The 12,635-nt window shown below is 57.5% G+C and carries 11 protein-coding genes, 2 tRNA genes and 1 rRNA gene; 8 read left to right on the forward strand and 6 right to left on the reverse strand.

The features are described 5' to 3' along the window. Window positions 1–59: 59 nt before the first annotated feature. The 4 genes from AB4O12_RS18680 to tyrS form a co-directional block, all read right to left on the reverse strand. Window positions 60–135 (reverse strand) — tRNA-Ala (locus AB4O12_RS18680). A gap of 30 nt (window positions 136–165) precedes the next feature. After that, window positions 166–242, reverse strand: a tRNA-Ile gene (locus AB4O12_RS18685). 81 nt (window positions 243–323) lie between these two features. Then, window positions 324–1,860: ribosomal RNA gene (locus AB4O12_RS18690) — 16S ribosomal RNA — on the reverse strand. A 553-nt stretch (window positions 1,861–2,413) separates the two neighbouring features. Continuing rightward, window positions 2,414–3,613 carry a tyrosine--tRNA ligase gene (tyrS, locus tag AB4O12_RS18695; RefSeq protein ID WP_016772931.1) on the reverse strand — a complete coding sequence of 400 codons (1,200 nt, stop codon included), beginning with the start codon at window positions 3,611–3,613 and terminating at the stop codon, window positions 2,414–2,416. A gap of 212 nt (window positions 3,614–3,825) precedes the next feature. On the opposite strand from tyrS, the gene AB4O12_RS18700 reads away from it, so the two are divergent. Further along, window positions 3,826–5,250: a peptidoglycan DD-metalloendopeptidase family protein gene (locus tag AB4O12_RS18700; RefSeq protein WP_406227669.1), complete on the forward strand. Its 1,425-nt coding sequence runs from the start codon at window positions 3,826–3,828 to the stop codon at window positions 5,248–5,250. A gap of 3 nt (window positions 5,251–5,253) precedes the next feature. Next, window positions 5,254–6,345, forward strand: coding sequence for an anhydro-N-acetylmuramic acid kinase (locus tag AB4O12_RS18705; protein WP_460059413.1), 1,092 nt, complete (start codon window positions 5,254–5,256; stop codon window positions 6,343–6,345). A 69-nt stretch (window positions 6,346–6,414) separates the two neighbouring features. Here the strand turns inward: AB4O12_RS18705 and erpA are convergent, their stop codons facing one another. Both erpA and argC read right to left on the reverse strand, forming a co-directional pair. Continuing rightward, window positions 6,415–6,765, reverse strand: coding sequence for an iron-sulfur cluster insertion protein ErpA (gene erpA, locus AB4O12_RS18710; protein WP_003228776.1), 351 nt, complete (start codon window positions 6,763–6,765; stop codon window positions 6,415–6,417). A 147-nt stretch (window positions 6,766–6,912) separates the two neighbouring features. Then, on the reverse strand, window positions 6,913–7,947 hold the full coding sequence (gene argC, locus AB4O12_RS18715; protein WP_041476674.1) for an N-acetyl-gamma-glutamyl-phosphate reductase: 1,035 nt from the start codon (window positions 7,945–7,947) through the stop codon (window positions 6,913–6,915). Between the two features lie 134 nt (window positions 7,948–8,081). On the opposite strand from argC, the gene hemJ reads away from it, so the two are divergent. The 6 genes from hemJ (at window position 8,082) to coq7 (ending at window position 12,629) form a co-directional block, all read left to right on the forward strand. Continuing rightward, window positions 8,082–8,510 carry a protoporphyrinogen oxidase HemJ gene (gene hemJ, locus AB4O12_RS18720; RefSeq protein ID WP_039757756.1) on the forward strand — a complete coding sequence of 143 codons (429 nt, stop codon included), beginning with the start codon at window positions 8,082–8,084 and terminating at the stop codon, window positions 8,508–8,510. Between the two features lie 33 nt (window positions 8,511–8,543). Continuing rightward, window positions 8,544–9,512 (forward strand): NAD(P)H-dependent flavin oxidoreductase, encoded by a 969-nt coding sequence (locus AB4O12_RS18725; RefSeq protein WP_056786714.1) that lies wholly within the window; start codon window positions 8,544–8,546, stop codon window positions 9,510–9,512. Between the two features lie 80 nt (window positions 9,513–9,592). Beyond that, entirely contained in the window at window positions 9,593–10,540 is a 948-nt protein-coding gene (locus AB4O12_RS18730) for a DUF805 domain-containing protein (protein WP_460059416.1), read from the forward strand. 61 nt (window positions 10,541–10,601) lie between these two features. Further along, the gene (locus AB4O12_RS18735; RefSeq protein ID WP_041476677.1) at window positions 10,602–11,390 is read left to right on the forward strand and encodes an SDR family NAD(P)-dependent oxidoreductase; all 789 of its coding nucleotides are present in this window, start codon (window positions 10,602–10,604) and stop codon (window positions 11,388–11,390) included. Between the two features lie 56 nt (window positions 11,391–11,446). After that, window positions 11,447–11,785, forward strand: a complete 339-nt coding sequence (locus AB4O12_RS18740; RefSeq protein ID WP_017128660.1) for a histidine triad nucleotide-binding protein — start codon at window positions 11,447–11,449, stop codon at window positions 11,783–11,785. Window positions 11,786–11,981: 196 nt separating this feature from the next. Further along, window positions 11,982–12,629: a 2-polyprenyl-3-methyl-6-methoxy-1,4-benzoquinone monooxygenase gene (gene coq7 / locus AB4O12_RS18745; RefSeq protein ID WP_041476678.1), complete on the forward strand. Its 648-nt coding sequence runs from the start codon at window positions 11,982–11,984 to the stop codon at window positions 12,627–12,629. The last annotated feature ends 6 nt before the right edge of the window (window positions 12,630–12,635 follow it).

The following is a 12,635-nucleotide window of genomic DNA, read 5'->3' on the forward strand; positions in this document are numbered from 1 at the left end:
ATTCATCACCAAACCGGTGGAATGCTCATTTCTAAGCTTTCAAACTTCAGAAGCAGTAGTGGTGGAGCCAAGCGGGATCGAACCGCTGACCTCCTGCGTGCAAGGCAGGCGCTCTCCCAGCTGAGCTATGGCCCCGTATTTCTACAGGCGTTTCCCACACAAAATTGGTGGGTCTGGGCAGATTCGAACTGCCGACCTCACCCTTATCAGGGGTGCGCTCTAACCAACTGAGCTACAGACCCAATTTCGGGCTGCTTCTATCGTCTTCTTCAATGAATCAAGCAATTCGTGTGGGAGCTCATGCAGCAGCTGATGTCGTCGATTAAGGAGGTGATCCAGCCGCAGGTTCCCCTACGGCTACCTTGTTACGACTTCACCCCAGTCATGAATCACACCGTGGTAACCGTCCTCCCGAAGGTTAGACTAGCTACTTCTGGTGCAACCCACTCCCATGGTGTGACGGGCGGTGTGTACAAGGCCCGGGAACGTATTCACCGCGACATTCTGATTCGCGATTACTAGCGATTCCGACTTCACGCAGTCGAGTTGCAGACTGCGATCCGGACTACGATCGGTTTTATGGGATTAGCTCCACCTCGCGGCTTGGCAACCCTTTGTACCGACCATTGTAGCACGTGTGTAGCCCAGGCCGTAAGGGCCATGATGACTTGACGTCATCCCCACCTTCCTCCGGTTTGTCACCGGCAGTCTCCTTAGAGTGCCCACCATTACGTGCTGGTAACTAAGGACAAGGGTTGCGCTCGTTACGGGACTTAACCCAACATCTCACGACACGAGCTGACGACAGCCATGCAGCACCTGTCTCAATGTTCCCGAAGGCACCAATCCATCTCTGGAAAGTTCATTGGATGTCAAGGCCTGGTAAGGTTCTTCGCGTTGCTTCGAATTAAACCACATGCTCCACCGCTTGTGCGGGCCCCCGTCAATTCATTTGAGTTTTAACCTTGCGGCCGTACTCCCCAGGCGGTCAACTTAATGCGTTAGCTGCGCCACTAAGAGCTCAAGGCTCCCAACGGCTAGTTGACATCGTTTACGGCGTGGACTACCAGGGTATCTAATCCTGTTTGCTCCCCACGCTTTCGCACCTCAGTGTCAGTATCAGTCCAGGTGGTCGCCTTCGCCACTGGTGTTCCTTCCTATATCTACGCATTTCACCGCTACACAGGAAATTCCACCACCCTCTACCATACTCTAGCTTGCCAGTTTTGGATGCAGTTCCCAGGTTGAGCCCGGGGATTTCACATCCAACTTAACAAACCACCTACGCGCGCTTTACGCCCAGTAATTCCGATTAACGCTTGCACCCTCTGTATTACCGCGGCTGCTGGCACAGAGTTAGCCGGTGCTTATTCTGTCGGTAACGTCAAAACAGCAAAGTATTAATTTACTGCCCTTCCTCCCAACTTAAAGTGCTTTACAATCCGAAGACCTTCTTCACACACGCGGCATGGCTGGATCAGGCTTTCGCCCATTGTCCAATATTCCCCACTGCTGCCTCCCGTAGGAGTCTGGACCGTGTCTCAGTTCCAGTGTGACTGATCATCCTCTCAGACCAGTTACGGATCGTCGCCTTGGTGAGCCATTACCTCACCAACTAGCTAATCCGACCTAGGCTCATCTGATAGCGCAAGGCCCGAAGGTCCCCTGCTTTCTCCCGTAGGACGTATGCGGTATTAGCGTTCCTTTCGAAACGTTGTCCCCCACTATCAGGCAGATTCCTAGGCATTACTCACCCGTCCGCCGCTGAATCCAGGAGCAAGCTCCTCTCATCCGCTCGACTTGCATGTGTTAGGCCTGCCGCCAGCGTTCAATCTGAGCCATGATCAAACTCTTCAGTTCAAACATCTTTGGGTTTTTAAGAAACCCTAAACTTGGCTCAGCAATCGTTGGTTACATCTTTGATTTCTCGCGGAGTAACTTGTGATGCTGATAATCTTGTTGACTATCAGTCTGACCGCACAAGCACCCACACGAATTGCTTGATTCAGTTGTTAAAGAGCGGTTGGTTAAGATCTTTCGTCTCAACCGAGGCGCGCATTCTACAGCAGCCTCATTTGCTGTCAAGTGATTATTTTCAGAAGTTTTCGAAGAATTCTTCAACAACTTCAACCACTTGCGCTTCCGATCTCTCGTTAGCGGGAGGCGAATTCTACAGCGTTAATCGCTGCTGTCAACACCTCTTTTTCTCCGCTTTCGACCGAGAAGATCGAACCGTTAAAAGAGCTACACATCACTGCTCTTTCAACTCCTTCCAGACTTCGATGATCTGAAGCAAGCCGCCGTCGAAAACTGCGTAACTCTTTGAATCTCAAGGAGTTTTCCGTTTCGACTGCGCCGGAAGTGGGGCGAATTATAGACTTCTAAAATTCGCCGTCAACCCCCAATTCCAACTTTATTCAGATTTCAGCGTAATACGTGCAAAAGCCTTCTTGCCGGCCTGACAAACGTGAGTCGTGCCCAGTACATATATAAAGGAGCGATCAACCACTTCACCATCGACCCGGACTCCGCCCGCCGCCAACAGATCACGCGCCGCCGCCGAGTTCTTCACCAGGCCTGCCTTATTAAGGACGGCAGCGATCGGCATATCCTCAACCGAAGACAGCTCGATCTCAGGCAAGTCATCTGGAAGCTCGCCATCCTTCATACGGTTGCCGGCGCCTCGGTGAGCATTCGCCGCAGCCTCTTCACCATGGAAGCGCGCAACGATCTCTTCAGCCAGCTTGATTTTGATGTCGCGTGGATTCGCTCCAGCTTCGACGTCAGCCCGGAAGGCGTTGATCTCGTCCATTGAGCGAAAGCTGAGCAACTCGAAGTAACGCCACATCAGCGCATCCGGGATGGAAACCAGCTTGCTGTACATGACGCCTGGTGCTTCCTGGATACCGACATAGTTGCCCAGCGACTTGGACATCTTCTTCACGCCATCCAGACCTTCCAGCAATGGCATCGTCAGAATGCACTGTGCCTCCTGACCATACCCACGCTGCAACTCACGCCCCATCAGCAGGTTGAATTTCTGATCGGTACCGCCCAGCTCGACATCGGCGCGCAGCGCGACCGAGTCATAACCCTGAACCAGCGGATAGAGGAATTCGTGAATAGCGATTGGCTGGTTGGTGGTGTAGCGCTTGTCGAAGTCATCGCGCTCAAGCATGCGAGCGACCGTGTATTGCGAAGTCAGGCGAATGAAATCCGCCGGCCCCATCTTGTCCATCCAGGTGGAGTTGAAGGCAACTTCGGTTTTCGCCGGATCAAGGATTTTGAAAACCTGAGTCTTGTAAGTCTCAGCATTTTCCAGAACCTGTTCACGCGTCAGCGGTGGACGCGTTGCGCTTTTGCCACTCGGATCACCGATCATCCCGGTGAAGTCACCTATAAGGAAGATGACCTGGTGCCCCAGCTCCTGGAACTGGCGCAGCTTATTAATAAGCACCGTATGACCCAGATGCAGATCCGGAGCGGTTGGATCGAAACCAGCCTTGATACGCAGCGGTTGGCCGCGCTTGAGCTTCTCGACCAGCTCGGACTCGACCAACAGTTCTTCCGCACCACGTTTAATCAGCGCTAGCTGCTCTTCAACCGACTTCATAACAGACCCGCAAGGCTCAGATTCAAAGGGAACCAACCATACAAGAACGCGCACCAATTACAAGTTTTGCCCGGCGCACGGACACCAATCCACAGACCCGAGGTCTGTAGACTTGCTTCAGCGATGATTTGGTTATATTTTATACAGTTATTTCATCTTCATCATGTCATTCATCTTTTCCAATTCATCTATTTCAAAGTCAAAAATTACCTATGACCACAGAACCGTCTAAAGCGCCCCCGCTTTACCCGAAGACCCACCTGCTCGCCGCAAGTGGAATCGCCGCCCTTCTCAGCCTGGCGCTGCTGGTATTTCCCTCCAGCGATGTTGAAGCCAAAAAGACGACTCTGAGTCTTGAACTGGAAAGTCCTGCTGAACAACTGACACAAGATCAAGACGCTGCCGATGCGGCTCAAGCCACAAACGAGCCCGCAGCTTCGCCGTTCGCCCAAATCGAAAACAGCGACGAAAACGCCGCGCAAACCGCTGAAACCGCGCCAGCACCTGTGGCGCCTGCTGAGAAACCGAAAGAGCCTGGGCACCGTGAAGTCGTGGTTTCCAAAGGCGATACACTGTCTACCCTGTTTGAAAAAGTCGGTCTGCCTGCAGCCTCCGTGCACGAAGTACTGGCAAGCGACAAGCAAGCCAAACAGTTCAGCCAGCTCAAGCGCGGCCAGAAACTCGAGTTCGAACTGAGTCCTGAAGGCCAGTTGACCAGCCTGCACAGCAAGGTCAGCGACGTTGAAACCATCACCCTGACCAAGAATGACAAGGGTTATTCGTTCAACCGAGTGACTGCCAAGCCAACTGTTCGCACTGCCTACGTCCACGGTGTCATCAACAGCTCACTGTCGCAGTCCGCAGCCCGCGCCGGTCTTTCTCACAGCCTGACCATGGACATGGCCAGTGTCTTTGGCTACGACATCGACTTCGCGCAGGACATTCGTCAGGGCGATGAATTCGATGTGATCTACGAGCAGAAAGTCATCAACGGCAAGGCCGTCGGCACCGGCCCGATCCTGTCGGCGCGCTTCACCAACCGCGGCAAGACTTACACCGCCGTTCGCTACACCAACAAACAAGGCAACAGCAGCTATTACACTGCCGATGGCAACAGCATGCGCAAGGCCTTCATCCGCACCCCTGTTGACTTCGCCCGCATCAGCTCGAAGTTTTCCATGGGCCGCAAGCACCCGATCCTCAACAAGATCCGCGCCCACAAAGGTGTCGATTACGCAGCGCCACGGGGTACGCCAATCAAGGCTGCCGGTGACGGCAAAGTGTTGCTGGCCGGTCGTCGTGGTGGCTATGGCAACACTGTGATCATTCAGCACGGCAACACTTACCGTACGCTCTATGGCCATATGCAAGGCTTTGCCAAAGGCGTGAAAACCGGTGGCAGCGTCAAGCAAGGTCAAGTCATTGGCTATATCGGCACCACCGGACTGTCCACCGGCCCGCATTTGCACTATGAGTTCCAGGTCAACGGCGTTCACGTCGATCCGCTGGGCCAGAAGCTGCCAATGGCCGATCCGATCGCCAAGTCCGAACGCGCGCGCTTCCTCGCGCAGAGCCAGCCACTGATGGCGCGCATGGATCAAGAGAAGGCCACCATGCTGGCTTCGAGCAAGCGCTAAGCCATGGCCCTGTATATCGGTGTGATGTCCGGAACCAGTCTCGACGGGCTGGACATCGCCCTGATCGAGCAGACCTCGGCGATCAAACTGATCGCCACCCACTACCTGCCAATGCCTGACTCCCTGCGCGCCGAGCTGCTTGGCTTGTGCGCCAGCGGCCCCGACGAGATCGCCCGCTCGGCGATTGCCCAGCAACACTGGGTCGAACTTGCCGCGTCGGGCATTCACACCCTCCTCGCGCAGCAACAACTCAAGCCCGAAGCAATCCGCGCTATCGGCAGCCACGGTCAGACCATTCGCCATGAGCCGGCGCGCGGGTTTACCGTGCAGATCGGTAATCCAGCCCTGCTGACTGAGTTGACCGGTATTACCGTCGTCAGCGATTTCCGCAGTCGCGATGTCGCAGCGGGTGGCCAAGGTGCGCCTCTGGTGCCAGCCTTTCATGAAGCGTTGTTTGAAGAGCGTAGCGGTAACCAGGCAGTCTTGAATGTCGGTGGATTCAGCAATCTCAGCCTGATTGAGCCGAACAAACCTGTAGCCGGCTTCGACTGCGGGCCGGGAAATGTTCTGATGGACGCCTGGATTAGCCGGCAACGGGGCGAGAACTATGACCGGGACGGCAAATGGGCTGCGACCGGCAAGGTTGAACCAGCCCTGCTCAAGGCACTGCTTAGCGACCCGTTCTTCGTGACCAAAGGCCCGAAAAGTACGGGCCGGGAAGTCTTCAATCTGCCATGGCTGGAACAGCATCTATCGCGTCTGCCGACTTTCGCTGCCGAAGACGTTCAGGCCACCCTGCTCGAACTTACGGCGCTGACCATCGTCGAGTCGCTACAAAGCGCTCAATCGGGCACTCAGGAACTGCTGGTCTGTGGCGGCGGCGCGCACAACGCCACGCTGATGAAACGTCTGGCGGACCTGCTGCCAAATACCCAAGTGGCCAGCACCGCAACTCACGGGGTTGATCCAGATTGGGTGGAAGCCATGGCCTTCGCCTGGCTCGCCCATTGCTGCCTGGAAGGCATCGCCGCCAATCGGCCAAGCGTCACCGGCGCTCGCGGCCTGCGCGTCCTCGGCGCCATCTACCCGGCATAACCTTCAGAAACAAAAACGCCGCAGAACCGAAAGGCTCTGCGGCGTTTTGTTGTGTGCTGTAAAGCGCGATCAGATCGAGAACGACGACCCGCAACCACAAGTCGTTGTCGCGTTCGGGTTCTTGATCACGAAGCGCGAACCTTCCAGACCTTCCTGGTAGTCCACCTCCGCACCGGCCAGGTACTGGAAACTCATCGGATCAACCACCAGACTCACGCCTTCGCGCTCGACAATGGTGTCGTCCTCGGCAACATCTTCATCGAAGGTGAAACCGTATTGAAACCCTGAACAACCGCCGCCCGTAACAAATACGCGCAGCTTCAAGCGATCATTCCCCTCTTCATCGACCAGGCTCTTCACCTTGTGCGCAGCACCTTGGGTGAATTGCAAAGCCGTGGGGGTGAAGGATTCGACGCTCATGCTGACTATCTCCCGGCGTTACGCCGCCATAATGCGTGATGACGCGCATTATCCGCTTGTCCTAGAAAATTGGTCAACTATTAGAAAGGCAGCTGCAAGCTTCAAGCGGTGAGCTTCAAGCTTGCGGCGCCTGACCTGTGACGGCCGTTAAGGAAGCATACCGGCGTGGGACAGACCGAAGCGCTCATCCAGTCCGAACAGAATGTTCATGTTCTGCACCGCCTGGCCCGACGCGCCCTTGACCAGGTTGTCAATCACCGAGAGTACCACCACCAGATCGCCATCCTGTGGACGATGCACGGCGATGCGGCACACGTTGGCGCCGCGCACGCTACGGGTTTCCGGATGGCTGCCGGCTGGCATTACATCGACGAACGGTTCGTTGGCGTAGCGCTTTTCGAACAGCGCCTGCAGATCCACCGAGCGATCGACCACAGTCGCATAGAGCGTGGAGTGAATACCGCGAATCATCGGCGTCAGGTGCGGTACGAAGGTCAGGCCGACATCCTTGCCCGCCGCGCGACGCAGGCCCTGGCGAATTTCCGGCAGGTGGCGATGACCTTTTACCGCGTAGGCTTTCATGCTTTCCGACGTCTCGGAGTACAAAGAACCTACAGCCGCGCCACGCCCGGCACCACTGACACCGGATTTGCAGTCGGCGATCAAACGCGATGCGTCAGCCAGACCTGCTTCCAGCAATGGCAGGAAACCCAATTGCGTTGCGGTCGGATAGCAACCTGGTACCGCAATCAGGCGCGCTTTCTTGATCTGCTCGCGATTGACTTCCGGCAACCCGTAAACAGCTTCGTCCAGCAGATCTGGCGCGCCGTGCGGCTGGCCGTACCACTTGGCCCATTCATCAGCGTCTTGCAGACGGAAGTCGGCGGACAGGTCGATGACCTTGGTGCCCGCCGCCAGCAGTTCGCCTGCCAAGGCGTGAGCCACACCGTGCGGCGTGGCGAAAAACACCACATCGCAGGCGCCAAGGGTTTTCACGTCCGGCACGCTGAAGGCCAGCCCGTCATAGTGACCGCGCAGGTTCGGGTACATGTCAGCTACGGCCAGACCGGCCTCGGATCGGGAAGTGATGACGACCACTTCTGCCTGCGGATGCTGTGCCAACAGACGCAGCAGTTCGACACCGGTGTAACCCGTGCCGCCGACGATACCGACCTTGACCATAAACCTGCCCTCAACGAACCCACTGGAAAGCCGTCGATAATAGGGGCCGCGCGCGCCTGCGACAACCGCCAAGGTGACGCGCGGACGCTCAAGCCTCTACTATCTGGCTACCGTGAATGAGGGAATACCCAAAAATGCTCTATCTATGGCTCAAAGCGTTTCACATTGTCAGCGTCGTCTGCTGGTTTGCCGGACTGTTCTACTTGCCGCGCCTGTTCGTTTACCACGCGCAAAGCGCAGACACGATCAGCCAGGAACGCTTCAGCGTCATGGAGCGCAAGCTGTATCGCGGCATCATGGGCCCGGCGATGATCGCCACGCTGATCTTCGGTGGCTGGCTGATCTACCTCAACCCTAGCCTTTTCAGCCAGGGCGGCTGGATCCACGCCAAACTGACCCTGGTCGTATTGCTGATCGGCTACCACCACATGTGCGGCGCGCAGGTCAAACGCTTTGCCCGTGGCGAAAACACCCGCAGCCATGTCTTTTATCGCTGGTTCAATGAAGTGCCGGTTCTGATATTGCTGGCTATCGTAATTCTGGTCGTGGTCAAGCCGTTCTAACTTCAATCAATAAAAATCTTCGGGGTGTTCACAATGTCGCTGCCCGCTTTGCTCGAACAACGTCTGCGTCTGCCCGTGGTGGCGGCACCGATGTTCCTGATCTCCAATCCGGAACTGGTGCTCGCCTGCTGCCGCAATGGTGTGGTCGGCAGCTTTCCGGCGCTGAACCAACGCGAAAGCAGTGGGTTCAAGGCTTGGCTGGAACAGATCGAAGCGGGCCTGGCGACGCTGGATAATCCGGCCCCTTATGCGGTGAACCTGATTGTTCACCACAGCAATCCGCGCCTGCAGGCGGATCTGGACATCTGCGTGGAGCATAAGGTGCCGATCGTGATCACCAGTCTCGGCGCGGTGAAGGAACTGGTCGACGCGGTGCACAGCTATGGCGGTCTGGTGTTTCACGACGTGACCACGCGGCGCCATGCCGAGAAAGCCGCTGAAGCCGGTGTTGACGGGCTCATTGCCGTTGCGGCCGGTGCCGGCGGGCATGCTGGTACCTGGAGCCCGTTTGCGCTGATTGCCGAGATTCGTGAGTTCTTCGACAAGACACTCTTGCTTGCAGGATGTCTGAACCACGGCCATGAGATTCTCGCCGCACAGTTGCTCGGTGCGGATTTGGCCTACTTCGGTACGCGATTTATCGGCACCACAGAAAGTCACGCGCCTGACGCATACAAAGACATGCTGCTGACAGCCAAGGCCGCCGACATCATTCATACTCCAGCAGTGTCGGGAGTGCCGGCCAGTTTCATGCGCCAGAGCCTGGAGGCGGCCGGTTTCGACATGGCGGCACTGCAAGGCAAGGGCGAGGTGAACTTCGGCGACAAGCTCAAGCCGATCAACGATGAAGCCAAAGCCTGGAAGACCGTGTGGTCGGCGGGCCAGGGTGTTGGCCAGATTGGTGACCTGCCAAGCGTGGATCAGTTGATCGCACGGCTCGACGCAGAATATCGTCAGGCTCAGGCGCGCGCCGCACAGCTGCCGGAACGCTGGCCGCGCTGAGCAATACCCCCGGCCAGTCGCTATCAGACTGGCCTTGAACTGACTACTGCAAACCTAATCGCGACAAGGATGCCTCGGCCATGAGCGACACCCGTTACAAGATCGTCTTCGACGGCGCGCTGCAGCCCGGCGTCGACCTCACCACCGCCAAACTGAATCTGGCGGATCTGTTCAAAAGCGATGTGGCCGCCATCGAGCGCCTGTTCAGTGGCCGCACCGTCGCCCTCAAACGTGATCTGTCCCACAGCGATGCCCAGACGTATCTGCAGGCATTGAACAAAACCGGGATCGATGCGCGGATCGAAGCGGAAACCACCATTGAGCTGGATCTGGCGGATGTCCACGATAACCCTGCAGCGGCGGCGGAACCGGACTCGCCTTACGCCCCACCGCGCGCCAATGTCGGTGAAGCCCTGCCGCCATTCGCCACGCTCAAGCCATTCAGCGTCGAAGGCCGGATCGGTCGCCTGCGCTTTCTCGCCTGGACCATGGTCTTGAGCCTGGTGACCCTGCCCATCGTCGGCGTGTTTGCCTTGATTGCGCTGGGCCTGGTCAGCGGCGACTCGACTACCGGCCTGATCCTCGGCGGCATTCTGGCGGTCTTCCTGTTCCTCGGCTTCATGATCGTCAGCATTCTGTTCAGCGTTCAGCGCCTGCACGATATCGGCTGGTCGGGCTGGCTGTGGCTGTTGAATCTGGTGCCGTTCGTCGGCAGTTTCTTCCCGCTGGTAATGATGGTCGTACCCGGCAATACCGGCGCCAACCGCTATGGGCCGCCGCCACCGCCGAACAGCACGGCCGTCAAAGTGCTGTGCTCGTTATGGATCGTATTCTTCGCACTGATTTTTGCCGGAGGCCTTCTTGGCGGCTTCTCGGCTGTGCAGGAAGAATATGAAAGCAATCTGGAGAGCAGCTATGACAGCGGCGCGGTGACCACCGACGAAGTTGAGGTCGTCGAACAGCCAGTGATTTCCGCCGACGAGGCAGCCGAACCGGCGCAGGCCCCTGTAGACTCTGCGCAAGAATGAACAGCGCTCCCTGCCGCGACAACCGCGTCGCCGGCGCGGAGCTGTTGCGATGGAGAACTGCATGACCCGTTACGCTCTGATCACCGGTGCTTCCAGCGGCATCGGCCTGGCCATGGCCGAAGCACTGGCCCGGCGCGGCCGCAGCCTGATTCTGGTGGCACGACAGCGTGATCAGCTGGAAAGTATCGCCATCGAGCTGACCCAGCGTTTCGATGTCGAAGTATTGTTTCGCGCCTGCGACCTCGGCGAACCGTTGCGCCTTTCCGGTTTTTTGCTGGAGCTCGAAGAAGGTGACCGGCAGATCGATCTACTGGTCAACTGCGCCGGCATCGGCACTTGCGGGCCATTCCTCGCGCAGGACTGGATGACCGAGCAGGACCTCATCGAGGTCAACATTCTCGCCCTCACCCGCCTCTGTCATGCGGTGGGTAACAGCATGGCGCTGCTGGGTGGCGGGCAGATTCTCAACGTCGCGTCGGTCGCCGCCTACAGTCCTGGCCCGTGGATGAGCACGTACTACGCCAGCAAAGCCTATGTGCTGCATTTTTCCGAAGCCTTGCGCGTGGAGCTCAAACAAAGCGGCGTGAAAGTTTCGGTGCTGTGCCCCGGCCCGACGCGCACACCGTTCTTCCGAACCGCACAGATGAGTAGCGAAAAGATCGAAAGCAGCCACTCGCTGATGAGTCCGGAAGAAGTGGCACTGCATGCCGTACGCGCACTGGATAAAAACCGCGCCATCATCATTCCGGGACGACGCAATCGCTGGCTGGCGTTCCTGCCGCGGCTGGGTTCGCGCTGGCTCAATCGCACCATCGTCGGCATGATCAACAAAGCTTACTGCCCCCGCTAGGAAGACAACTTCGAAGCGGTACACTCGATTCAGCCCAACTCAACGGAGAAACAGCAGTGGATACTCTGTTCACCAAGATCATCAACCGGGAAATCCCGGCGAAGATCATTTACGAGGACGACCAGGTTCTGGCCTTCCACGACATCGCCCCCCAGGCTCCGGTGCACTTTCTGGTAATCCCGAAAAAACCGGTGCGCACGCTCAACGACCTGACCGAAGACGACAAGGCGCTGGCCGGGCACATCCTGTTCACCGCGCAGCGTCTGGCGCTGGAACTGGGTTGCGAAGAGGGCTTCCGCGTGGTGATGAACTGCAATGAACTTGGTGGGCAGACTGTCTATCACATTCATATGCACGTGCTGGGTCAGCGCCAGATGAACTGGCCGCCGGGCTGACTGGCGACAACCAACTGTGGGAGCGAGCCTGCTCGCGAAGGCGCCGATACATTCAACACTTCAGTATCCGATAATCCGCTTTCGCGAGCAGGCTCGCTCCCACAAAAAAGCCTGACCGCGCAGCAAGTGACCCAGCGCAAACCCTCGCCGGCCGATTCGGTTAAACTGGCCGCCGAGATTCTTCCCGGAGGTCAGCATGACTACCCAACGTCACTACTCGCCCATAGACCGTCTGCTGCTGCAAGCCGATGCCGCGATGCGCACTCTGTTGCCCTTCAGTGGCCAGCCGTACCGCCCGTCGCCAGCGATTCTGCAGCCGGATACGCAGATGAGCGATGAAGACACTCGCCACGTCGCCGGCCTGATGCGCATCAACCACACCGGCGAAGTCTGCGCCCAGGCGCTGTATCAGGGGCAGGCGCTGACCGCCAAGTTGCCGCAGGTACGCGCAGCCATGGAGCACGCGGCTGAAGAAGAGATCGACCATCTGGTCTGGTGCGAGCAGCGCATCCATCAGTTGGGCAGCCACACCAGCGTGCTGAATCCACTGTTTTACGGCATGTCGTTCGGTATCGGCGCGGTGGCCGGACTGATCAGCGACAAGGTCAGCCTTGGTTTCGTTGCGGCGACCGAGCATCAGGTCTGCAAACACTTGAACGAACATCTGGAGCAATTGCCGGCCGAGGACGAGAAGTCCCGGGCAATTCTTGAGCAGATGCGCATCGATGAAGAACACCATGCGGAAAGTGCCCTGGATGCGGGCGGGTTTCGTTTTCCGGCGCCGGTCAAGTTCGGCATGAGTTTGTTGGCGAAGGTGATGACCAAGAGTACTTATCGGATCTGAGATCCG

It is taken from the genome of Pseudomonas sp. S2_A05 (assembly GCF_054668485.1).